General features: G+C 70.8%; 16 protein-coding genes and 2 pseudogenes. 5 read left to right on the forward strand and 13 right to left on the reverse strand.

The genetic code is table 11. The features are described from left to right. Nucleotides 1-24 precede the first annotated feature (24 nt). The 8 genes and pseudogenes from O7543_RS17895 to O7543_RS17930 all read right to left on the reverse strand — a co-directional run bounded on the left by O7543_RS17895 (nt 25) and on the right by O7543_RS17930 (nt 9,930). Nucleotides 25-1,071 (reverse strand): hypothetical protein, encoded by a 1,047-nt coding sequence (locus O7543_RS17895; RefSeq protein WP_281552783.1) that lies wholly within the window; start codon nt 1,069-1,071, stop codon nt 25-27. After that, nucleotides 1,068-2,018: a transporter substrate-binding domain-containing protein gene (locus tag O7543_RS17900; RefSeq protein ID WP_281552782.1), complete on the reverse strand. Its 951-nt coding sequence runs from the start codon at nt 2,016-2,018 to the stop codon at nt 1,068-1,070. Before O7543_RS17900 ends, O7543_RS17895 begins: the two co-directional genes overlap by 4 nt. 396 nt (nt 2,019-2,414) lie before the next feature. Beyond that, entirely contained in the window at nt 2,415-4,133 is a 1,719-nt protein-coding gene (locus O7543_RS17905; protein ID WP_281552781.1) for a serine/threonine-protein kinase, read from the reverse strand. 54 nt (nt 4,134-4,187) lie between these two features. Then, nucleotides 4,188-4,640: a hypothetical protein gene (locus O7543_RS17910; RefSeq protein WP_281552780.1), complete on the reverse strand. Its 453-nt coding sequence runs from the start codon at nt 4,638-4,640 to the stop codon at nt 4,188-4,190. Between the two features lie 136 nt (nt 4,641-4,776). Then, nucleotides 4,777-8,376, reverse strand: a pseudogene (locus tag O7543_RS17915) (adenylate/guanylate cyclase domain-containing protein); the annotation flags it as partial. Then, complete coding sequence (locus O7543_RS17920; RefSeq protein WP_281552779.1) at nt 8,373-9,227, reverse strand: MBL fold metallo-hydrolase; 855 nt, start codon at nt 9,225-9,227, stop codon at nt 8,373-8,375. The gene O7543_RS17920 and the pseudogene O7543_RS17915, both read right to left, overlap by 4 nt. An 89-nt stretch (nt 9,228-9,316) precedes the next feature. Continuing rightward, complete coding sequence (locus O7543_RS17925; protein WP_281552778.1) at nt 9,317-9,778, reverse strand: RidA family protein; 462 nt, start codon at nt 9,776-9,778, stop codon at nt 9,317-9,319. Next, nucleotides 9,775-9,930 carry a DUF4177 domain-containing protein gene (locus O7543_RS17930; protein ID WP_123603862.1) on the reverse strand — a complete coding sequence of 52 codons (156 nt, stop codon included), beginning with the start codon at nt 9,928-9,930 and terminating at the stop codon, nt 9,775-9,777. The genes O7543_RS17925 and O7543_RS17930 overlap by 4 nt, the downstream gene beginning before the upstream one ends. Before the next feature lie 458 nt (nt 9,931-10,388). On the opposite strand from O7543_RS17930, the gene O7543_RS17935 reads away from it, so the two are divergent. From O7543_RS17935 to O7543_RS17945, 3 genes are read left to right on the forward strand one after another with little or no spacing between them, the layout of a single operon-like run. Beyond that, nucleotides 10,389-10,907 (forward strand): hypothetical protein, encoded by a 519-nt coding sequence (locus tag O7543_RS17935; protein ID WP_281552777.1) that lies wholly within the window; start codon nt 10,389-10,391, stop codon nt 10,905-10,907. 28 nt (nt 10,908-10,935) lie between these two features. Then, entirely contained in the window at nt 10,936-11,946 is a 1,011-nt protein-coding gene (locus O7543_RS17940; RefSeq protein WP_281552776.1) for an ArsA-related P-loop ATPase, read from the forward strand. Nucleotides 11,947-11,980: 34 nt separating this feature from the next. Next, nucleotides 11,981-13,129 carry an ArsA-related P-loop ATPase gene (locus O7543_RS17945; RefSeq protein WP_281555797.1) on the forward strand — a complete coding sequence of 383 codons (1,149 nt, stop codon included), beginning with the start codon at nt 11,981-11,983 and terminating at the stop codon, nt 13,127-13,129. Between the two features lie 52 nt (nt 13,130-13,181). On the opposite strand, the gene O7543_RS17950 is transcribed toward O7543_RS17945, so the two are convergent. After that, nucleotides 13,182-13,478 (reverse strand): WhiB family transcriptional regulator, encoded by a 297-nt coding sequence (locus O7543_RS17950; RefSeq protein WP_281552775.1) that lies wholly within the window; start codon nt 13,476-13,478, stop codon nt 13,182-13,184. Between the two features lie 395 nt (nt 13,479-13,873). On the opposite strand from O7543_RS17950, the gene O7543_RS17955 reads away from it, so the two are divergent. Together O7543_RS17955 and O7543_RS17960 are read left to right on the forward strand one after the other, a co-directional pair. Beyond that, entirely contained in the window at nt 13,874-16,315 is a 2,442-nt protein-coding gene (locus O7543_RS17955) for a transglycosylase domain-containing protein (protein ID WP_281552774.1), read from the forward strand. A gap of 40 nt (nt 16,316-16,355) precedes the next feature. Continuing rightward, on the forward strand, nt 16,356-16,691 hold the full coding sequence (locus tag O7543_RS17960; protein ID WP_281552773.1) for a hypothetical protein: 336 nt from the start codon (nt 16,356-16,358) through the stop codon (nt 16,689-16,691). Nucleotides 16,692-16,957: 266 nt separating this feature from the next. On the opposite strand, the gene O7543_RS17965 is transcribed toward O7543_RS17960, so the two are convergent. The 4 genes and pseudogenes from O7543_RS17965 to O7543_RS17985 form a co-directional block, all read right to left on the reverse strand. Continuing rightward, nucleotides 16,958-17,137, reverse strand: a complete 180-nt coding sequence (locus tag O7543_RS17965; RefSeq protein WP_281552772.1) for a hypothetical protein — start codon at nt 17,135-17,137, stop codon at nt 16,958-16,960. A 921-nt stretch (nt 17,138-18,058) separates the two neighbouring features. Continuing rightward, nucleotides 18,059-22,039 (reverse strand): glycoside hydrolase family 9 protein, encoded by a 3,981-nt coding sequence (locus O7543_RS17975; protein ID WP_281552770.1) that lies wholly within the window; start codon nt 22,037-22,039, stop codon nt 18,059-18,061. Between the two features lie 555 nt (nt 22,040-22,594). Beyond that, nucleotides 22,595-23,352: pseudogene (locus O7543_RS17980) on the reverse strand (IS5 family transposase). A gap of 89 nt (nt 23,353-23,441) precedes the next feature. Then, entirely contained in the window at nt 23,442-23,690 is a 249-nt protein-coding gene (locus O7543_RS17985) for a transposase family protein (RefSeq protein ID WP_281552769.1), read from the reverse strand. Between the last annotated feature and the right edge of the window lie 174 nt (nt 23,691-23,864).

The following is a 23,864-nucleotide window of genomic DNA, read 5'->3' on the forward strand; positions in this document are numbered from 1 at the left end:
GCCCCGGACGGGGCAACGGTTGGCTCACCTCACCGAGGCGGTCGCCCGGCAGACCGCGTCCACCGGGGTGACCGGTCGGACCTCCCGCCCCAACGCCTGCAGCAGCGAGTCCTCGACGTGGAACCCGTGCACCCAGAGGCGGTAGCGCGGCAGGTCCGCCTCGCTCGGGCACAGCACCTGCGCCTCCACGTCGTCGGTCGGCACGTACCGGACACCGCCCTGTTCCTGCAGGATGGCCACGCTCGCGTCGTCGACCGCGATCACGCTGCCCCGGATGTGCTCGGTCTCCCCGCCCGACACCGCGACGGTGGTCACCGTACTGGGCAGCACCGGTGCGGTGGCCACCGAGTACGACGTCCAAGCCAGCGCGATCATGACGGTGAGCTGGCCGGTCGCGACCAGCAGGTGCACCGTGCCGGGCAGCACCGGGCCGGTCACGACGAGAGCCAGTAGCGGTGGAGCGCCCAGGATCAGCGCCACGAACCACTCACCGGTGACCGCCGCCTCGGCCAGGGTCGGCGCCAGCAGGCCGTAGTAGCCGATCAGCAGCAGGACGAACAGGGTCAGCCGGTTCGTCCGGCCACCGTCCGGCGGGTCCCCGGCCGTGCCGCGTTCGTCCGCCGTACGGGTGCGCAGCTGGGCGGTGGCCGCGATCGCCGGCAGCAGCAGCGGCAGATAGAGGATCTTCCAGGTCACGACGGCGACCAGCAGGGTGACGATCAGGAACCAGACGGGCACCACCCGCATCCAGCGGACCAGCAACGGCGGTCGTCGTCGCGCCCACCGCCGCTGGTCGTTGTTGACGCTGACGGTCAGCACCGCGCTGATCGCGAACAGGGCCATCATCGCACCGGAGACCACCCGGCTCGCCGTGCTGACGAAGGCGGCGACCAGGTTCACCGGGTTGACGTTGGCGGCCAGCAGCAGGGTGGTCTGGAGCTCGCCGCCGGCCTCGACGACCAGCCGGAGCACCGAGATGATCGCCGGAGCGCCGACCACCACGCTCCAGAACTGCTGCGCCGCCCGGTTCCGCCGGTCCGCCTCGTCGACCGGGCGCTCGGCGGCGGTCACCGCCGGTTCTTGTCGTCGTGGTCGACGAGGTCGGGCGCGCCGTCCGGTCGGGGCTGGCTGGCCTCGCCGAGCCACCGCCCCAGATGGTTGTTGTACGCCGTCTCCCAGGCGTTCGCTTCGTCCCGTTGGTCCCGTTGATAGCTCTTGTCCAGGAAGTAGCTGACCAGGTCGCGAAGGTTCTCGTCCTCGACCGGCACCCCGATGCCCAACTCCTCCTCGACGCCGAACGGCATGTCGACGATGGCGAGTTCGTCGGGGTTCTCCGAACGGAGTCCGGCGAGGATCGTCTCGTCGGAGACCATCGCATGGAAGTCGCCGGCCAGGACGCCGTCCCGGCAGGCGGCCGGATTGTCGGCCTGCTGGTGCGGGATCCCCCGTTCCCTGAGCATTGCCTCGGTGGTGGAGCCACCGGCGACGCAGACGGTGTACTCCTCGTCGTTCAGATCGGTGATCGTGGTGATCTCGTCGACGAACTCGGTGGCGACCAGCACCTCGGGTGTGGTGATCAGGTACGGGCCGGCGAACCCGACCCGCTTCTCCCGTTCCTCGGTGATGGAGAAGCTGGCCACCACGATGTCGACCTCGCCGCTGCGCAGCTTCTCGATCCGGTCCTCGGTGTCCAGCGGCACCCACGTGATGCTCTGGTCGCCGAAGCCGAGTGAGTCGGCGATGTAGCGGGCTATCTCGATGTCGAAACCGTGGTAGGAGTTGTTGCGCCGATACGACATCAGCGGAATGTCGATATTGACGCCGATGCGCAGCTCGGTCTGGTCGCTGATGGTCGAGGCCTCCCGGAGATCCCGCACGGTCGGCCGGTCCGGCGGCTGGTTGTCCTCACAGGCGACGAGGGCGACCAGCACCAAGGTCGCGGCAACCGCCAGCGTGGTCATAGTCTGCCGGGTACGGTGGTCGACGTACGTGCGTGACTTGGTGGATCTATCAGTCATGGCAACCTCACGACTGCGACAGTCAGGATCGATTGCGTGTCGGGCAGCCGTCCACATTGCCGGCTCCGCTCAATGTAGTGGTTCCCGGCAATACCCGGCACCGCCGAGTTGCGCCGCGCCGGATCCGGTGATCTTCGTACTGAGGGCTTCAGCGGATCTTCGTAACGGGCCGGATCAGGCGATCTCCGTACTCGGCGGGGTCGTCGACCGGGTACGGGCCGACGGACGGTTGCGGGTCAGCAGTGCCAGCAGGCAGCCGGCCAGCGTCCAGCCGCAGAGCACGAACCACTGCGGCAGGGTCGGACCGTCCGGAAAATACGAGATACCGCCCGCGAATCAACGAAACGGACGCCCCGGGTGGAAAGTCGGACAGCCCGGACTTGCGCCGGATGTCGGTTACCGGGCGGCCAGGGTCGGGCCGAACAGTTGGCCGGGCCCCTTGCCCGCCAGGCACTGGTACCGGTGGTCGCCGGCGGCGAGGTCCGCCGGATCCGGCAGCAGCACCGCGTACTGCCAGTCGTGGGCGTCCATCCGCAGGGTGAACAGCCGGAAGCTCTCCGCCCCGCAGGCCTCGGCGATGGCCGGGTCGGACCGGATCGTGGCATGGTCGGCAGCCCGCAACCGGGTCGGCAGCTCACCGACCGCGAACATCTCCCAGGTGTGCCGGCCGGTGCAGGCGGTCGCGGTCAGGGTACGCGGAGAGTTCGATACCCGGCCGTTGAAGCATTCAAGATCGTCCGGACAGCGCAGCTCCGGTCGCAGCGTCAGGTGGCAGTTCGGCAGCACCGCGCCCGCCGGACCGCCGCTGGTGGGGTCGCTGGCAGGGCTCTCACTGGCCACCGCACCGGTCGTCCGCTGGTCGGCTCCGGTGATCGGGGGAAACGTGGTGGGACCGGAGCCCTTGGCGACGATCCAGGTGCCCAGGCTGGTCATCGCGAGCAGCACCAGCAGGCCGAGCCCGCCGGCGAGGGTCCGCAGCCAGGAACGGACAGCGTTGTCGGGCGAGGTACCCGTTCGGCCGGACGACGGGCCGGACGACGGGCCGGACGACGGGCCGGACGACGGGCCGGCAGCCGACGGCGGCGGGCCGGGCGGGCCGGGTCGTTGCCCGGGCACCTGGCTCGGCTCCGGCGGAGGTGGCACCGGAACGCTCCAGGACGGGTTGCGTTCCGGCCGGGACGGCACCGGGGTCGTCGGGTCGGCCCAGCTGCTCGACCCGGACGGTGGCCCACCGGAGACCGGGGCGATTGAAAACGGCGGCCGGTGCGGGGCAGCCGGGCTCCAGTGCTGACCGAGCGGTACCGCCGCCAGCATGTCCCGCAGCACGACCGCCGGAGGCCGGGCAGCGGGATCGTTCGCCATTCCCTGGCGTAGTACATCGGTCAGCGCCGGGTTGACCCCGGGCAGGTCCGGCAGCGGCCGGTCGAACATCTCCAGGAGAGCCACCAGGCTCGGGTTGCGCTCGTCGTCCCAGCGTGGCGGCTTGCCGCGCATGATGGCGTACAGGGTGGCGCAGAGCGCGTAGACGTCGGCGGCGGCCGACGGCGGACGGTGCTGGAACGACTCGGGTGGCGCGTACGCCGGGGTCAGCACCTCCAGGGTGACCGAGGCGTCGCGGTGCTCGACCAGCACGGCCAGGCCGAAGTCGGCCAGGGCCGGCTCGTTGAACCGGGAGTAGAGGATGTTGGCCGGTTTGACGTCGCGGTGCAGGACGCCGAGATGGTGGGCGTCGGCGAGCGCGTCCGCGATCTTGACCCCGACGTCACGGGCCTCGAAGGCGTCCAGCGGGGAGGTGCGCATCCGGTCGGCGTACGAGCCGTCGCACATCTCCATGATCAGGTACGGATGGAGATCCCCGGTGACGCCGACGTCGAAGAGGTCCACCACGTGCGGATGGGACGACATCCGCCCGGCGGCACGCGCCTCCCGCATGAACCGGCGCTGGTCCCGCTCGTTGTCCAGAGCCCGGTTCTCCACCTTGACGGCGACCTCCCGGCCGACCGACTCCTGGACCGCGCGATAGACGGTGGCGTAGCCGCCTCTGGCGAAGACTGACAAATCTGACAGTCCAGGCACTGTGGGGAACGGCAGCGCGCTCGGCAGTCTGTCGTTCACACGGTAAACGGTACCCAAGACCCCGGACAGCCGGGGCGACCCCGGGCCCCCGGGTCAGCCGTCGCCAGCCGACCGGCCGGTGCCGGGCGACGGTACGCCGACCCGGCGGCGACGTTCGGTCAGCAACGCCACCCCGGTCACCACCGCGCCCAGCCCTTCCCAGGCGGCCACCCCGACGAACCGCACCGGAGCCACCTCGGCGACTACGACCACGGTGAAGACCACCGTGGTGACCAGCCGGAAGATCACCGAGAACAGAAAGAACGGTCGCCAGTCGGTGACCGACGCCAACAGGTAGTAGACGCCCATGTTGAACGAGGCCATCGACGACGCCGTCATGAAGGTATGGGTGTAGTCGCCGGCCGCCCGCTCCCCGGTGGGCAGCGTGTCGAAGCCGAGCAGTACGAGCAGGACATCGGGCTGAGCCAGGCCGACCGCGCCCAGCAGCAGGGCCATCGCCCCGAACACGGCGACAGTCCATCCGGATACCGAACGGGGCAGCTTCATCGGGTTCCTCCGGCCACAGTGCGCCCAGGATGGAGCACAGTGGGAGTCAGGCTAGCGAGCGCGCCGCCCGGCCGGCATCCCCGGGTCCGCCATGATCCACCCCACCGACCAGGCCACCGTCATCCACAGCGGACCTGATCGCCTCGGCGGGCGCCCGCTCGCTGACCTGCTCGGTGCCGTACGCGAGACTGACCGCCCGGTCAGCTGCCTGCCGTGCCGCGACCTGCTCGCCGTTGGCGGCGAGCGCGGAGGCCAACACACCGAACCCGACGACCTGACTGCGGACGTCCTCCGCCGGCGAGTCCAACGCCCGCCGGGCCCAGTGCAGCGCCGGCTCCGGCTGCCCGTCGGCGAGCAGCGCCGCCGCGTACCGGGCCAACGTCTGACGCCGGGAGAACAACACCGCCGGGCTGTCCATCGCGGTCGCGACCGGTGCCAGCAACCCGACCGCGGTCGGCGGGTCACCCGCTGCGAGCCGCGCCGACGCGAGCAGCACCCGTGGCGCCACCTGGACGGCGGCCAACGGGTTGTGCGGTTCGACCGACGTCAGCACCGACTGCGCCAACCGCTCGGCACCGGCCACGTCACCGCATTGCAGGGCGACGAAGCCGCGCAGCGTCCCGGCCATCCCGATCAGCAACGGGTGATCGATTCGCTCGCCCTGGGCGAGCGCGTCGGAGAGCAGATCGGCGGCGTGTTCCCACTGGCCGAGCCCGCGCGCCACCACCCCCCGCGCCAGCAACGCGAAGCCCCGACCCCAGTCGTCGGCCGCGCTGTCGAAATCCCGGTACGCGCGCCGCGCCGACTGGTCCGCCTCGGCCAACTCACCCAACTCGGCCGCGGCGAACGCCTCCACCGCCCGGAGCGTGCCGACCGCCCACGCCTCCCCCACCCGCTCGCCGAACGGCAGGAAAACCCGGGCCAACCGGCGGGCGTCGGCCAACCGGCCGGAGAGCAGCCGGGCGAACGCGGTGGTGCCCCGCAGCCAGGCCCGCCCCACCGGGTCGTCCAGCTCGACGAACAGCCGCGCCGCCCGGTTCAGCACCGCGTCGGCGCCGGCGAAGTCGCCGCGCATCGTGGTCACCCACGCCAGGCTCTGCAACGACCAGGCCTGCCCACGCCGGTCGCCAGCTGCCAGGTTCACCTGGTACGCCGCAGCGAATCGGCTGCTCGCCCGGCTGAGCCGGCCGGCCAGGAAGTCGGCCATCCCGAGTCGGCGCATCGCCTCCGCCCGCTCGGCGGGCAGCCCGACGTCGGTGGCCACCTGCAACGCCTCACGCCACACCGCCACCGCACGGGCGGCGTCGCCCACCGCCCGGTGGGCCCGACCGGACACCAGCAGAGCACCGGCCCGGGCAGCCGCGTCCTCACCGGCGTTGGCGAGCACCTTCTCAGCGGTGGCCAGCGCCTCGGCCGGGCGGCCGGTCTGCAGCAGCGCCCGGGCGTAGACCAGCCGGTCGGCCTTCGGCACCGCGTCCCCGCCGAGCACGGACGCCCGCTCGGCGTACTCCACGGCCAGCTCCGGTTCACCGACCGCGATCGACCGGCGGGCCGCCCGGCCCAGCGCCGCGACCCCCAGCGGCCCGACGGCGCGGGCCGCCGAGTCCGGGCGCAGCCCGACCGCCTCGGCCAGGCCGACGGCCCGTTCGACGTGCTCGGCGACGAACACGTCCCGCAGCGCCGGGCTCATCCCGCCCGGCCCACCGCTCGCCGGGCCGGTGCCGACCGCCGCCGGCGCGTCGGCCCCGGCCGCCCACCGGGCCAGGCACGCGTGCCGTTCCGCCAGGTCGGCCTTGCCGATCCCGGCATAGGCCGCCTCCCGCATCAGCGGGGTCGGAAAGGCGAAACCGACCCGGGTCCGGTGCAGCATGCGGCGCTGCAGCAACTCCTCGACGGCCCGGTCGAGCTCGACCGCCACCACCGCCGCCGGCCGGCCGTCCCGCCGGTCCCGCAACGACTCCAGGGTGCCGTCCGGTACCACGTCGCCGACCACGGCGGCGTCACGCAGCACCGACCGGGCGTCGGCCGGCAACGCGTCGATCCGGGCGGCCAGCACCGCGGCCAGGTCCCGGGAGAGCAGCCGGCTGCTCAACGAGCCGGGTGCCAGCCGCCAGTCCGCGCCGTCGCCGGCGGCGTCGGCGTCGGCGTCGGCCGACGGACCGGTCCGGGTCAGCGCGCCCCGCTCGATCAGCAGGGTGACCAGCTCGGCCAGGTAGAACGGGTTGCCCTGAGCGGTGGCCAGCAGCCGGTCCACGTCGGGTTGCGGCAGCCGCCCACCGCCGAGGTACGAGGTGAGCAGCCGGGCCGCGTCGGCGCCGCGCAGCGGCGGCAACGGGTGCACCTCGGCGTCGGCCACCCCGGTCAGCACCCCGGCGGTACGCACCAGCTCGGGTCGGCCGAGCAGCAGCACCAGTACCGGACCGGTGAGCCGGGACAGCGTCTCGCCGAGCACCTCGACGGTGTCCGGGAGGGCGTCGTGCAGGTCGTCGACCACGATCAGCAGCGGCGCCTCCCGGGCCAGGGCGCTGAGCAGGTCGGCCACCGCGCTCGGGATCGCCTCCGCGTCGAGCACCGGAGCGTCCGTGGTCAGGTCCGCCGGACCGGACGACGGGTGCGCGGCAGCGGGCGGCTCCGCGTACCCGAGCAGGGTCAGTAGCAGGTCGACGGAGAGCGGCGGCGGCTCCGGACGGACCCGGGCCAGCCGCTGCCCGAGGCGACGCAGCCGCTCCTCGACCACCGGGCGGGTGACCGCGGTGGAGCTGTCCCGGGGCAGCCCGGCCGCGATCCGCACCAGGTCGGCCAGCGGGGCCAGCCGACGCCGCTCGCCGAAGGCGGCGCAGCGTACCGACAGCACCCGCGCGCCGGTGGGCGCCGCGTACCGCCCGGTGCCGACGTCGTAGCCGGCGGCGTACCGCTCGACCTCGACGGCGAACCGGGACTTGCCGATGCCGGCCTCCGCGGTGAGCACCAGCACCCGCGGATCGCCGTGGTCGATCACCTCGGTGAGCCGGCCCGCCAGCCGACCGATCTCGGCCTCCCGCCCGACGAACGGGGCCTGGTCGCCGATGCCCGACCGGGTGCCGGGCGCGTCGTGCAGACCGAGCAGCTCGTACGCCTCGACCGGGGCGCGTTTGCCCTTCAGCCGCAGCGGGCGCAGCTCCCGCCAGGCGGCGACGTGCCGGGTGCCGGTGACGGTGCCGGCGCCGGCGTACACCGCGCCGACCGCCGCCGCGTCGGCGAGCCGCGCGGCGGTGTTGACCGTGTCGCCGATCACCGTGTACTCGATGGCAGCCTGAATGCCGGCGACCACGTCACCGGTGTTCAGGCCGACCCGCAGGCCGAGCGGAGCACCGCCGCCACGCTCGTCGTCGAGCACCCGACGCACCGCCCGCTGCATGCTGAGCGCGGCCCGTACGGCACGTTCGGCGTCGTCCTCGTGGGCGACCGGGGCGCCGAAGACCGCCATGATCCCGTCGCCGGTCAGCTTGTCGACGTGCCCGCCGAACGTCTTGACCGCCCCGGCCAGGGCGGCGAGCACCCGGTCGGTGACGGCACCGACCCGTTCCGGGTCGAGATCCTCCGACCAGGAGGTGAAGTCGGACAAATCACCGAAGAGCACGGTGACCACCCGGCGTTCGGCGGCCGGCAGGAAGGCGGCCGCCGGCAGCGCGCCGCCGCAGTTGTGGCAGAACCGCGCGCCGGGTACCGCGACGGTTCCGCACACCGGGCAGGTCACTGCCGTTCCAACCCGGTCCGCCCCGGTGTCGATTCCCGGTCACCTGCCGCGCTGTCGGTCGGCCCGCGCAGGTAGGCGAGCTGCGCCCGGACCGACCACTCGGCGGCCGGCCACAACGCCCGGTCGACGGTGGCGTACACCTCGGCGACGACGGCCGCCGGTGCGGTCACGCCCCGGGCCACCACCTGGCGGACCTGGTCCAGCCGGGCCTGCCGGTGGGCCAGGTAGAACCGGGCGGCGGCGGCGCAGTCGGCCAGCGCCGGGCCGTGCCCCGGCAGCGCCGTCACCTCGTCGTACGCCGCGAGTCGCCGCAGGCTGGTCAGGTAGTCGCCGAGGTCGCCGTCGGGCCAGGCCACCACGGTGGTGCCCCGGCCGAGGATGGTGTCGCCGGTGAGCACGGCCTGCCGCCCGTCCGGCCCGGCGACCAGGAAGCAGGCCGAGTCGGCGGTGTGGCCGGGGGTGGCCAGCACGGTGACGGTCAGGCCGGCGGCGTCCAGCACGGTCCCGTCGCCGAGCCGGTCCGGTTGCTGCACCTGGTGGTCGGCGGTCAGGCCCCGGACCGGGGCCTGGAACCGCTCGGCGGCCGCCGGCACCGCCTCGACATGGTCCGGGTGCCCGTGGGTCACCAGGATCATCGAGTACGGGCCGTGCTGCGCCAGCCGGTCGAGATGCCCGGCGTCGGCCGGACCCGGGTCGACGAGGACGCCGTACCGCTCGCCCGGCCGGCGCAGCACCCAGGTGTTGGTGCCGTCCAGCGTCATCGGCCCGGGGTTGGGTGCCCGCACCAGGGTCGCCCAGCCCGGCAGATCGCTGGCCAGGGCCGCGGCGGGGGTGGTGACGTGCGCGGTCATGGCTGCGATGGTACGGCCGTACGGTGACTTCGCCGAGACTTCTTCAGCCCGCTCGGGTGCCGACCTGCGCCAGGCCGGTGCGCACCGGATCAGGCGACCTCGACGACGACCTCCACCTCGACCGGCGCACCGAGCGGAAGTTCGGCCACCCCGACGGCGCTGCGGGCGTGCCGGCCGGCGTCACCGAAGACCTCGCCGAACAGCTCCGAGGCCCCGTTGATCACGGCGGGCTGGCCGGTGAAGCCGGCGGTCGAGGCGACGAATCCGGTGACCTTGACGATCCGGGTCACGGCGTCGAGGCCGACCAGGGCGTCGATCGCGGCGAGCGCGTTCAGCGCACACCGGCCGGCCAGCTCCCTGCCCTGTTCGGGGGTCACCTCGGCACCCACCTTGCCAACGGCGAGCAGCGCTCCGTCGGCCATCGGCAGTTGGCCGGAGACGTAGACGTGCTGACCGGAGCGGACCGCCGGAACGTAGGCGGCCACCGGCGGGACCACAGTCGGCAGGCTCAGCCCCAGTTCAGCGAGGCGGGCGTGTGGTCCGGCGGTCACGACTTGGGCCGCTTCAGGTACGCCACCAGCTGGTCCGGGTTGGGACCGGGGATCACGGTGACCAGTTCCCAGCCGTCCTCACCCCAGTTGTCGAGGATCTGCTTGGTGGCATGCACCAGCAGTGGCACGGTGACGTACTCCCACTTCTGCATCGCGTTACGGCTCCTAGCTCTGATTCGGCAACCGCCACAGCCTAAGGCCAACGGCCGGGAGGGTGAGCCGGGTGCGTCGGCCAGATACCCTGACCGTCTGGTGGCGGCTACCGTCCGCCGACGACGAGACCTGAAACCTGGGGATGAGGATGACGCAACCGCCCAGTGGCGAGGCACAGCCACCGGACGCACAGCCACCGGCGCCGGACGCACAGCCGACCGAGGCACAGCCGACAGGGCCTGGGCAGTCGGCAGGGCCGGGACAGTCGATCCCGCCGCCGCCTTGGCAGCGTCCTACCGCACCGCCGTTCGTTCCGCCGCCGGACCGGTCGCCGTACGCCCCGCCGCCGGCCGGCGCACCGTTCGCGGCGGCACCGGGTGGCCCGCCGTTCCCGCCTCCGCCGGGACAGTCCGCACCGCCGCCCGGGCAGCCTGTACCACCGCCGCCCGGCCAGCCGGTGTCACCGGGACAGCCGTTACCCCCCGGCCAGCCCGTACCGCCGACTCCCGGCGCACCGGCCGCAGCTGCCGCCGGCCGCCGACGTGGCCTGCTGATCACCTCGGTGGTGCTCGGTGTGGTGCTGCTGCTCTGCGGTGGTGGCGGCATCGCGGCGTTCCTGGTGATCAACAACCTGGAGACGGGTAGCGGCGCGGCCGAACCGGTCGCCGCCGTGGACGAGTTCCTCCAGGCGGTGTACACCGACCGGAACGTCACGGCCGCGGCCGACCTGGTCTGCCGGGAGGCCCGGGACGAGTCCGCGCTGATCGAGAAGGTGGAGGAGATCGAGGGCTACTCGTCGACGTACCGCAACCCGCAGTTCGAGTGGAACGTGCCGACCGTCGACGAGCAGGACGAAGATCGGGCCGTCGTCTCGGTCACCGTGCGCATGGTCACCGAGGACGAGCGCAGCGCGGAGCAGGATCTCAGCTTCATGGTGGTGCAGAAGTCCGGCTGGTTCGTCTGCGACGTCAACTGAGCGGCGTCGCGCACTAGTCTGGTTGGACGTGGGGGTCACCGAGCAGTCACCTGTCGCCGCCGTACCCGGCTGGCCGTCCCGGTTGCACGTGGTGACCGGCAAGGGCGGGACCGGCAAGACCAGTGTCGCCGCCGCGCTGGCGCTCGCGCTGGCCGGCTCGGGCCGGCGCACCCTGCTCGCCGAGGTGGAGGGCCGCCAGGGCATCGCACAGCTGTTCGACCTCGGGCCGCTGCCGTACCAGGAGCGCCGGATCACCACCTCGGCCGCCGGCGGCGAGGTCCGCGCCCTGGCGGTGGACCCGGAGGAGGCGCTGCTGGAGTACCTCGACATGTTCTACAAGCTGGGCGCGGCCGGGCGGGCGCTGCGGCGCCTGGGCGCCATCGACTTCGCCACCACCATCGCCCCCGGGCTGCGCGACGTCCTGCTCACCGGCAAGGTGAAGGAGGCCACCACTCGGATGGTGGACCGGCGACGGGTCTACGACGCGGTGGTGCTCGACGCACCGCCCACCGGGCGGATCGGCCGGTTCCTGAACGTGACCGCCGAGGCTGCCCGGCTGGCCAAGGTCGGCCCGATCAAGACGCAGAGCGAGGGCGTCGCGGTACTGCTGCGTTCGCCGATCACCGCGGTGCACGTGGTGACCCTGTTGGAGGAGATGCCGGTGCAGGAGACCCTCGACGCGGTCGCCGACCTGACCGCGCTGGGCATCCCGGTGGGCAATGTGATCGTCAACTCGGCCCGGCCGCCGCTGCTCGCTGACGGACCGGTCGGCCAGACGCAGCTACGGCGCGGGCTGGCCGCAGCCGGGCTGCCGACCGACCGGGAGACGGTGACCGGCCTGCGGGCCGAGGCACAGGAGCACCTCACCCGCCGCGCGCTGGAGGACTCGCTGCTGACCGACCTGGTCGAGTTGGGCCGGCCGATCGTCCGGCTGCCGCTGCTGCCGGACGGGGTCACCCGCGAGGGCCTGGACACGCTGGCCGCAGCGTTGCTGACCGGCACCGGGCCAGCTGCTGGAAGCGACCTCACAGCGACTTGATCGGCGGATCCTGGGCCGACCCCGATACGCTCGACTGGTGCCTCCTGATCACGCAGCGCCACCGCTGGACGTCGACCGGATCCTGGCCGATCCGGGCGTGCGGATCGTGGTCTGCTGCGGTGCCGGCGGGGTGGGCAAGACGACGACCGCGGCGGCCCTGGCGCTGCGCGCCGCTGAGCGGCACGGCCGGCGCACCGTGGTACTCACCATCGACCCGGCCCGCCGGCTGGCGCAGTCACTGGGCCTGACCGAGCTGGACAACACCCCACGGCAGGTCAAGGGCATCGAGGTGGAGGCCAGCGGCGGCGAGTTGCACGCCATGATGCTGGACATGAAGCGCACCTTCGACGAGGTGGTGCTCGCGCACACCGACACCGACAAGGCCGCCGAGATCTTCGCGAACCCCTTCTACCAGGCCATGAGCTCGACCTTCGCCGGTACGCAGGAGTACATGGCGATGGAGAAGCTGGGCCAGCTGCACGCCGGTGGCGAGTGGGATCTGATCGTGGTCGACACGCCGCCGTCGCGGTCCGCGCTGGATTTCCTGGACGCACCGGCCCGGTTGGCGCGCTTTCTGGACGGCCGGATGCTCCGACTGCTGCTGGCACCGGCCCGGGCCGGCGGTCGAAGTATGTTCAGCCTGGTGACCGCGTCGTTCGGGGTGTTCTCCCGGGCGGTGCAGAAGATCCTCGGCGCCCAGTTGCTCAGTGACCTGTCCGGTTTCGTGGCGGCGCTGGACTCGATGTTCGGCGGTTTCCGGCAGCGGGCCGAGCAGACGTACCGGGTCCTGCAGGCCGACGAGACGGCGTTCCTGCTGGTCGCGGCGCCGGAGCCGGATGCGGTACGGGAGGCGGCGTACTTCGCCGGTCGGCTCGGCGCGGAGCGGATGCCGCTGGCCGGGCTGGTGCTCAACCGGGTGCACGAGCCGGCCGTACCCGGGTTGTCCGCCGAGCGGAGCCTGTCCGCCGCGCAGGAGCTGGACCGCGACGGCGGGCATCCGGCGACGGCCGGGGTGCTGCGGGTGCACGCCGCGGTGGCACAGCAGTCGGCGCGGGAGCGCCGAGTCGCGGCGATGTTCACTGACGCGTTCCCGCAGGTGCCGGTGGCGACCGTCCGCGCGCAGCCCGCCGACGTGCATGACATCGACGGGCTACGGACGATCGGCCACGCGGTCGCCGGCTGAGCCTGGCCCCGCGCAGCTCCCTCTGGTCCTGCACAGCTCCCGGTTCAGCGGATCACTTGGTGGCGACGAGCACCTTTTCGCGGTCCCGCATGGCTGCTTCGAACATTCTGCGCCAGCTCGCCACCTGCGGGTGCCGGCGCAGCAGAGCCCGCCGTTCCCGCTCGGTCATGCCGCCCCAGACCCCGAATTCGATCCGGTTGTCGAGTGCGTCGGCCAGGCACTCGTACCGGACCGGGCAACCCCGGCAGATGCGCTTGGCCACGTTCTGCTCAGCGCCCTGCACGAACAACGCGTCCGGGTCTCCGCTCTGGCACGCCGCCAGGCTGGGCCAATCAGCGATCATGCCCATCGTTCCACGTCCCCCCTAGCAATTTCCGCTTGCAACCGGTGGAGTCAGTCGGCAAGCCGGGCGGCTGACGCTGCTTTCCCCCGCAGCACGCCGCCGTGCGATCCTCGCCGGACCATCATGTTCTGTAGTTGGGTGATTACGCAACGTTATTGGCGAAATCCGCTTATCCGGACACAACACCCTTCCCGGGCGCTCTGCCGAGCAGGGGTACCCGAGGCGGAAACGGGGAAACCCCGCCACCCACACCTTCCCGGGGGGAAAGTAGGCGGCGGAGACCACAACCGCCGGACGGGTCTCTGCGTTTAGCACAACGAGGCCGGAGCCGGCAGGAAATGCACAGGTGCGCCACACGGCGACCTCTTCAGTCCCTCACGTACCCTGACTGGGTGACCTTGATGCGGAAGCGAGACCACAACCCACTGACCAACGCCGCATCGCTGCTGATCTGTGGGCTGCTGGCCGGCGTGGTGGTCGCCGCTGCCGCGTTCCCCGCAGTGGCGATGTCTGGCCTGGCAGCCAAGGCAGGCGCGGAGACCTTCGACAAGCTGCCCAGCGAGCTGACCGTCAAGCGAGCGCCGCAGATCAGCTACCTGTACGCCGCCGACGGCAAGACCACGCTCGCCGCGATGTACGACGAGAACCGCCGCGACGTCCCGATCAAGGACGTCGCACCGATCATGCGGGCGGCGATCATCGCGGCCGAGGACCACAACTTCTACGAGCACAACGGGGTCGACGTCAAGGGTGTCGCCCGGGCCTTCGTCGCCAACCAGGGCGCCGGCGAGACCACCCAGGGCGCCTCGACGCTGACCATGCAGTACGTCCGGCTGGCCATCGCCTACTCGGCGACCCACCCCGAGGACGTGATCGCCGCCACCGAGGACACCAACGCCCGGAAGCTGCGCGAGATGAAGTACGCGATGCAGCTCACCAAGGAGATGACCAAGGACGAGGTGCTGGAGCGCTACCTCAACATCGCCCCGTTCGGCAACGGCGCGTACGGCGTCTTCGCCGCCAGCCAGGTCTACTTCAGCAAGCAGCCGGCGGACCTCACCATCGACGAGGCCGCCATGCTCGCCGGCCTGGTCAAGGCCCCGACGGCGTTCGACCCGACCACGCCGGGTGGCTACCCACAGGCCGTCGACCGGCGCAACTACGTCATCGACAACATGGTCAAGACCGGGGCGATCACCCAGGAGGAAGCCGACGAGGCCAAGGCCGTCGAGCTGGTCGTCAACGGCAAGCGCGCGCCGAACGGCTGCGTCGCCGCCAACAAGAACCACTGGGGCTTCTTCTGCGACTTCTTCTACCGCTGGTGGATGGAGCAGGAGACGTTCGGTGCCACCAGCTACGACCGGGAGCGGCGGCTCAAGAGCGGCGGCTACCACATCGTCACCAGCCTCGACCTGCAGACGCAGGACGCGGCGAAGAACGCCGTCGAGGACGCGCTGAAGACCGGCAGCAAGCACGCGCTGATGGTGGCGGCGGTCGAGCCGGGCACCGGGTACGTACGCGGTATGGCGGTCAACCGCAACTACAAGCTCGACGACCCGGACAACCCGAAGAACAAGCTCTCCAGCGACCCGAAGAAAGCCGACAAGGGCATCCGGGGCACCTACCCGAACACCACGAACCCGCTGCTGACCGGTGGCGGTGACATCACCGGTTACCAGTTCGGCTCGACGTTCAAGATCTTCCCGCTGGTGGCGGCCCTGGAGAAGGGCTACCCACTGGAGTACACAATCAACGCCAAGAGCCCGTACGAGTCGAAGTACATTGTCGAACGGGGCAGCCCGGCCGCCTGCGCGGGCACCAACAAGTACTGCCCCAAGAACGCCAACTCCAGCATGAACGGCGTACACAACATGTGGAGCGCCTTCGGCGCCTCGGTCAACACGTACTTCGTGCCGCTGCAGGAGCGGGTCGGCGCGGCCTCCGCCGTCGACGTGGCGCAGCGCCTCGGCATCACCTTCCGGGCCTCCAACGACGCCCGGTTCGCCGCCGACCCGGAGGGTGCCAACCAGTGGGGCGCCTTCACCCTCGGCGTCTCCAGCACCACGCCGCTGGAGATGGCGAACGCGTACGCCACCCTCGCCGCCGACGGCAAGTACTGCAAGCCGATCCCGGTCAAGGAGATCCGCGACCAGGACGGCAACAGCCTGGACATCGCCCAGCCGCAGTGCAAGCAGGTGGTCTCCACCGAGGTGGCCCGGGCCGCGATCGACGCGGCGCGCTGCCCGGTCGGCGACAACTCGTCGACGTCGCAGTGCCGGGGCCGCACCGCCAACGGCGTGCGCAGCATCGTCGGGCACCCGGTCGCCGGCAAGACCGGCACCACCGACGCCGAGAAGACCGCCACCATGGTGGTGACCACCAAGCAGCTCGCCGTCGCCGGGGTGCTGGCCGACCCGGACTGGGCCGACACCAACGCCGAGATGAAGCACACGATCGTCAACCCGGCGGTCTACGAGACGCTGCGGGACGCGATGAAGGGCAAGGAGAAGCAGCAGTTCAAGGCACCGAGCGGCAAACTGGTCCGCGGTGAGCAGCGCTCCATCCCGGGGGTGCAGTGTCAGTCGATCGACAACGCCCGGTCCCGGCTGGCCGGTGCCGGATTCGAGGTCGAGGTGGACCGGTCCGGTGCGGTCGACTCCACCTGCCCGGCCGGCACCGCCGCCGGCACCAGCCCGAGCGGCCGCACCATCAAGGGCGGAGTGGTGATCATCCGGGTCAGCAACGGCCAGGGTGCCCAGCCGAGCCCGGGCGACGGTGACGGTCCCGGTGGGCCGGGCAACGGGCCGGGACGTCCCGGTAACCCGGGCAACCCGGACGACTGACTGGCGAAATCTAGTGGCGGGCGGGCACCGATCCACATCGGTGCCCGCCCGTCCGCTTCAACCCCTGCTCGCCCGGTACGAGAACTTCCGAGCCGGACCAGTTGATGTCGAGGTTGCCGAGGTCGCTCTCGGGCTGGTCGTCCTCGTCGAGAGTGCTGAAGGCGGCATGGTAGCAGCCGAACCCGTGGCCGCCGGCCAGGGTCGCGATCGCCCAGCCGCGCAGGTTCTCCTCCAGCTTCTCCGGCTGACGTGGGTCGACGGCGACCCGGATGACTTCGAGCAGGTCGTACGTCTGGTCGCGCGTGCCGGCGCTGTCGATGCGGCACAGCGAGAACCCGTACCGCTCGCCTTCCTCCCTCGTCTTGAGCTCGGTTGAATAGTTTCGGTACTGGGAGATTTCGGGGGCGGCGAATCGCCGATCACGTGGTCGGCTTGCTCCGGGTGTTGTCGTTCCGGGTTGGGGCGGGGGTTCGTGGTGTGGTCGGGCCGCCTGGTCGCGCGTCGGTGTCGCTGTGGTCAGCCGGGTGCCGGGCGGACGGCGGTGAACAGGTTGTCGAACGCGGCCTGCGGATGTCCCGCTGGCGGCCGTCGGTTCTCCCCAACGGCGGCCAGTTAGTTCCCCGCCGTGGGTGGTGTTTCTGGTCAGTTCAGTAATTTCACCCGCTGTCCGGTGGTGGCCTGGTTGAGCCGGAAGCTGTCGCCCTGTATGACGACGACGTGGGCGTAATGCAGGTTCGAGCTGACGGCGAGGCTGCGGCGTTCGTAGGCGGCGTCAACGAGGCGGTAGAAGCCTTCGGCGGCGTCGGGTGAGACGGTTGACATCCTCGCCGCCCTAAACGGCGGCGATTCCAGCCACGCCGCGCGTGATACGCGCGGTGTTCTGGTGGGCTACCGTTTCACCGCGCGGTGCCGGGACGGGTCCCGGTCCTACCCGCGCTCCACGGTCGTTGAAGTCCGCCTGCCCGGCGGCCTTGATGTTGATCGCCGCGTTGACGTCCCGGTCGTGGTGACCGCCACACGGACAGACCCACGACCGCACGTCCAACGCCATCCGCTCGTTGATCCGGCCACAGTCCGAGCACATCCGGGTGGACGGAAGCCACCGGTCCACCCGGGCGAACGGTCCCCCGAGCTGTCCCGGGCGGTCCACGACGCGAACTCGACCGCCCGTACCCACATCCCGAACCCGACCACCGGCGAGTGCCACCGGTGCGGCGGCGTACCCGGCCCCTGCCGGCCGTTCCTGCGGGCGATCGCCATCCTGGACCGGTGGGACCCCAGTAGTGCCCGGCGGATCCGCGCCGTACTCCATCTCTCCGGGCTGATGACCGCCGGATACCCGCGCACGACGACCAGGACGAGTCCGCCGAGTCGTACGGAGCGTCGGACGATGCCTGACGACGAAGCTCTGGTGTGCCCCGGTGATCTGGTGGCGCTGCGGCAGTGCGACCACGTGGACGGCAAGCGCCCGGTCCGGCTCCGAGTCCAGGAGGTCTGGCCCTCCCCGCAGTGGCGTTCGTGGATGCTGCTTCACGGCCGGGGAATCAACGCTGAGGAGCCTGACCGCGACGGCAAGACGGTCAAGGTCCAGGCTGTACAAGGACGAGCTCAACCGGCCGGGCGCGGTCCTCAGCAGGGGCCGTCGGACCCGGCTGAACGGCCGGCCCGCCCGGATCTCTCCCGGGCGGGCCGGCCGGCTTTCAGCGACAGATCAGCGACGAATCACCGATGGGTGACGGTGGCTCACCGGCGCGGTGCCTCGTCGGCGGCGAAGGCGCTGACCCACGCCAGCGCCGAGTTCCAGTTGATGGTGATCTCGTTTGTCGACCAGGCCTCCAGGTTGTCCACGTAGCACAACTGGGGGGCGCAGCCGTGCAGCCAGGACGCCGACAGCGGGTCCTGCAGGCTGGAGTTCGGCCCGCCGGACACCGAGCCGACCGGCGGATTCGGCAGCGTCGAGTCGAACGACCTCGCGTACCAGCGGCTGTGCTGGTTCTTCGCGTCGTTGGTGCCGTACCCGGTGACGTAGGACTGACCGAGGGCGTTGCGGCCCAACAGGTAGTCGAACGCCTCGAACACCGCGTCGACGTACATCGTGTTGCCGGTCAGGTCGTACGCCGTGGCGATCACCACCTGATTGTTCAGGATCGACGCGTTCGATCCCCAGTCGTACAGACCGCTGGCCGGGGTGTACGTCTGCCCGAACCGTTCGGCCTGCTGGAACGAGATCAGCCGGTTCGCCGCGGTCGTCACCCAATGGCGGATCTGCGCCTGCTCGGACAGTCCGCTGCCGAAGCGGGCCAGGTCCAGCTGGGCGAGAGCGGCGACCTGCCCCCAGTAGAAGCCGTTCTGGTTGAACGCCGCCCCCGCAGTGTGGTACGGGTTGGCCCGCACCGCGTCGAGGTACGTCCCGCTGCCGGTGGTCAGGTACAGCTGCGTCGCCGCCCAGTAGAACTCGTCGGTGACGTCGCTGTCGGCGTACGGGCCACCGCCGGAGCGGTCCGCCCTGGGCGCGTAGAGCGTCGGGTTGGCCAGCGCCGCGGCGTAGGCCCGCTGCGCCGCCGACCGCAGCCGGGAGGCGAAGGCCGCGTCGTACGGGGCGTAGAGCCGCGCCCCCTGGGCGGCGACCGCGGCCAGGTTCAACGTCGCCGCCGTCGACGGCCGGTGCAGCTCGCGCTGCTTCGTGTCCTGGTGCGGCAGCATCGGCGGCCCGGTCCACGACTCGTCGTGGACCTTGTGGTGCACCATCCCGGCCAGTGGCAGCCCGTCCGGTACCTGCATCTTCAGCATGAATTCGAGGTTCCAGCGGGCCTCGTCGAGGATGTCGGGCACGCCGTTGCCGCGCTCCGGGATCGCCAGGGTGGAGTCGCCCAGCGGCCCGGACCGACCCACCGCCACGGCCCGTTCCCACGCCGAGAGCAGCTGGTAGGTGGCGATGCCGCCGTTGACCACGTACTTGCCATGGTCACCCGCGTCGTACCAACCGCCGGTGACGTCCAGCGTGTAGTCACATGTCCAGTTGTCCATGAACGACTGCGGGAACTGGCACGGCACCGCAGTGTCGCCCCCGCCCGGCGAGGACGCCACATGCCCGGCCGGGCGGGCGTACTCCGCCCCGGCAATGCCGCCGTCGATCGCGATGCCGCTCCGGTTCGGGTAGAAGAACCGCATCGAGTCCGTTCGCAGTGACGCGTACAGGTCCGTCCGGATGTCGAACGGGTAGCTGGCCTGGCCACCGACCACCAGCTCGAACCGGCCGGTCGCCGTAACCGAGCTGAAGTCGACCAGGTGGACCGAAGCGCCGGCCGAGCCGTCGAAGCCGGCCGGGACGGTTTGCCCGGTCGCCACGTCGCCGCCGCCGACCCGCCGCAGCGTCCAGGACTGCGGGTTCGCCGCGTCCGTCACCAGCGTCGCCCGTTTCGGCCCCTGCGGCAGGTAGCCGTGCTGGTTGACCTTCACCGCCGGACCCCGCTGCGCCTGGTACACGTAGCTGGCACCGTTGAGCGTCACGTCGTCCATGCAGAACTCGTACGCCTGGTCCGACCCGCCGAGGCGGAACTGTACCTGCGACAGCACGTACTCCTGGCTGAAGCTGGTGTTGAAGGTGTACTCGTAGGTCCGCCACGCCCCGCCGGTGACGGTCGGATACTTGACCAGGTACGTCGTGTGGTTCGGGTTGTCGAACGGAGCGATCTGCACCACCAACGGCACCGTCTCGCTGGTCCGCACCCGGAACCGGAACGTGTAGGAGTTCCCTCGTGGCAGGTAGATGCTGTTGTGCCCGACAAGCACATCCCATGGCTTCTCCGATGCCGGGGCGGTCACGCAGAAGACCCCACCGTCCACCTTCGGCGTCATCCCCGCGTTCACCCACCACGGTTTGAAGCTGCCGGTGAAGTTGCTGTTCTGAATCAGCCGGCCAGTCACCTGCGGACGCGGATCACCACCGCTGTACGCCGGCAGCGTCCCCGGCGGAAGCTGCTCCGGGGAGGTCGGTACGCCTGGCTGGCCCGGCCCCTGTTCGCCTGACCCGTAGCGCGGCAGCCGCCAACCGTCGACGCCGCCCTCGACGCTGTCGAGCAGCAGCAGGTCCGCGACCTGGTCGCCATCGAGGTCGCTGAAGATCGCACCGGAGCCACCAGCCAGCGGCGCACCCATCCGGATGGTGCCCAGTGACCGCCAGCCGGTCGAGCTGGTCCACGGGCTGCCGACGTTCTCCCATGCCTGGACCCCGCCAGTGACGTAGTCGACCAGGAGCAGATCCGCGCGGCCGTCCCCGGTGACGTCGGCGAAGTAGACCTTCCCGCCGCCCTGTCCCTGGCCCGGATGCCCGAAGCCGTCAATCCGGCTCCAATCAGCCGGCCCGGGCAGGCCCCACGCGGTGTTCTCCCAGGCGCTCACGGTGTTGTCCGCAGTGACCGTCAGGTAGTCGCTGTCACCGTCACCGTCGATGTCGAGGAAGAAGCGCCGCTCGGCAGCGGCGAACCCGAGGTTGTCCGCGACCTGGCTGCCCGCCGCCCACCGGATGTCGCTGATCGACGACTCACTGCGCCAGGCTTGGATCATCGGGACACCGGTCGGTGACTGGCTGGCCTCGAGGACCGCGATAAGGTCGGCTCGGTCATCGCCGTCGAGGTCGCCGAAGTGGACCTGGTCGGCGTTGAACTGCTCCAGTATGTCCTCGATCGGTCCGGCGTCACTACGCTGCGCCCAGAGCCGCTGGCCGTCCTCGCCACACCCGACGTTCTGCGACAGTTCGGCGCGTCCGGCCGCCGCGACCAGGATCCGGTCCGACAGGCCGTCGCCGTCGACGTCCGCGTACTGCAGTTTGGTCCTCGATACCGTTTCGCCCGAGCTGTTGTCGTTATCGAGCAGATCGAGGCGCCGCTTGAGGCCGTCCTGCATCCGGCCGAGTTCCTGCCACCCGAGCCCAGTGCCGTTGCCGGAGCTGGGGTCGTAGCCGGGGCACTTGCCGGTCGCGAACGTTCCGATCCCGTGCCGGGCTGCGAGCTCCACTGCCTTGCGCAGGACGTCCGCGGCCTCGGCCGTGAACATGTCGGCTGCGTGGCTGACGAGGCTCTTGAGCGAGTTCCACACCTTGAGGCTGGTCTCCCTCAGGAACTTCCCCAGCGCGGCGTACATGGGCCGGACAGTCGACTCGACCAGCTGAATGGCACCGTGCAGGGTCGCGCCGACGAACGCACCGCCGAGCGCGGTCCCGAGTACGTCCGACCACACGTCGCTATTGATCTCCTTGCCGGCGAAGACAGCCGACAGCAACTCCCGTACACCGCCTGCGATGAATCCCGCGAAGGCTCCGCACAGCACCGCGGCCACCGGCGCCTCTGGCGCGAAGAAGGCAACGCAGGTGCCTTCGACGAGCGCCCAGACACCGAAGAAGATCAACGCCAGCGCGATCTTCTTCAGGACGCCGATCCAACTCCACGCGGCCTCGACCTCCGCCTGCGGGATCACTATCACCAGGTGGTTGGCCATCCGGTGAATCTCGCCGTCGAAGTCGATATCCTCGTCCTGCTCCGCGTAGTACCCGATCCCGAACTCGTCCGCCTTTGCGAGGAGGTACGAGCTCAGGCTGGCTCCCGCGTCGCGCGCCTGGTTGGCGTCGTCAACCTGACGTTGCAGGATCTCGCGGAGCTCAGCCTCGTCGCGGGCGGGGGTGAACTCCAGGATCGCGACGATGTCGTCGTCGCGCTCTGCGAACACGCCGAAACTCCCGATGTCCCGGGCGCAACCAATACGTAGCGTGACCTCACCCGGTCCGGTCGCTCCAGCTTCGAGAGCCGATTCACCGAATTCGCAGCCTGACGCGCTCTGCGCCGCGACGGGTCGTGCGTGGCCGGTCACCACCAGCACGACCACCAGCGCGAGCGCAACGCAATAGGTCCATAGTGGTCGACGTCTGGCTCGCAGCCAAACTAGGGTTTGCATCAACTGCAGCACCCAACTCTTCATCGCCGATGTGGCGAACCTGAACAGGAGACGGGGGTGTGACCCGGACGGGCAGCGGACTGCCGCCGGCGGCGATGTGGAGGTGATCCTACGCATCTGTGATCAACCAGGAAAGCGCAGGTCCCGGCACCAGCCCCAGCCACCGCAATGGATGGACTGAGGCCTGGACTCACGAGATCCGGCCCCGAACAACAGCCCCTACCGCTCGGATCCTGAGTGTTCACCAACAGTCAGCATTCACTAGGGATCCACCTGGACGTGGCCCAGAGAGTGGTGACCATACAGCCCTAGGGCGTGTATCAAAGTCGGTCACAGCCACTCGTTGATCGCCGCGACCTGCACGGTCGCCTCGTACCGGACGGCGAGTTTGTCGTAGCGGGTCGCGACGGCACGGTCCAGGTTGACCACCGGGATGCCGGCCTCGGTTGCGCTTGAGCCGGTTGATCCCGCACTCGACCGCGTGGCGCTGCTGGTAGATCTCGGGGTCGAGTGCGGGATCAACCGGGGCACCCGGATTCGGTCGAGGACCGTCGTGAACTGCGGGCTGTCGCCACGCTGCCCACCGGTCAGCACGATTGACAGCGGTTTCTGTCCCTGTTCACAGCCCAGGTGCAGTTTCGTGGTCCGTCCGCCACGGGAACGCCCCAACGCGTGGTCGTCGGGTTCCGACCCGGTACCGCCGGGCGGTTCGGCCTGCAGATCCCCCTTTTACGCGCTCCGGCGGCGTGCTGGTGCGCGCGGCTGATCGTGGAGTCCACGGACACGTCCCAGACGATCCGTCCCGCCGCGTCGGCCAGGGCCTGCAACGCGGTCAGGATCCTGGCCCAGGTCCCGTCGCGCTGCCACCGGCGGAACAGGGCGTACGCCGCCGCCCAGGAGCCGTAGTGGTCGGGGATGTCCCGCCACGGGGCGCCGGCCCGGGTCCGCCACCGGATCGCGTCGATGAGCTGCCGTTTCGTTGATGCGGGCGGTCGGCCCGGCCGGCGTGCGGTGGGCAGGAGAGGCTCCAGGACTGCCCACTGAGCGTCCGTCAGGTCGTGCCGCCTCGTCACCGCTACGCTGGTCACGAGGTCTCCGTGTCGATGGTTCGTCTTGGTCGATAAGCCATCCACCGGAGACCTCGCTGTTTGCCGGGCAGCGACACACCGGAAGTTCGTCACCCGCCCACCTGCTCGGTGAACGTCCGGCGTCGACATCCACCCTGGTCGCAATGCCAGCGGCGTTTGCGCCACCGTAACCGCGTCGCCCGGCTCGCCACGGGCAGATCCCGGGGCCGGGTCGTCACCCAGTCCTTGACCCGCCGGGCCCGCGCACCGCAGTCCGAGCGGCATCGTACCTGCTCATCGGCGGTAGACAGAGCGACCACCGGGACACCGTCGGGGTCCAACCTGACCCGGTCCACCATCCAGGCCCAGCAGCCGGGTCATATTGTTGACCATGCTCGCAGCTCTCCGCTTGTGAACATCCGATCTAGACACTCAGATGATCACCGAAGGGCTGCGAGCCCTCTACGCCAGGGTCACCGTCAACCGCGAACCCCACTCAACTCAGAAGAGCCGTTGAAGGCCAGGCAAGCAAC

Source organism: Solwaraspora sp. WMMA2080 (assembly GCF_027497395.1).
Classification (GTDB): domain Bacteria; phylum Actinomycetota; class Actinomycetes; order Mycobacteriales; family Micromonosporaceae; genus Micromonospora_E.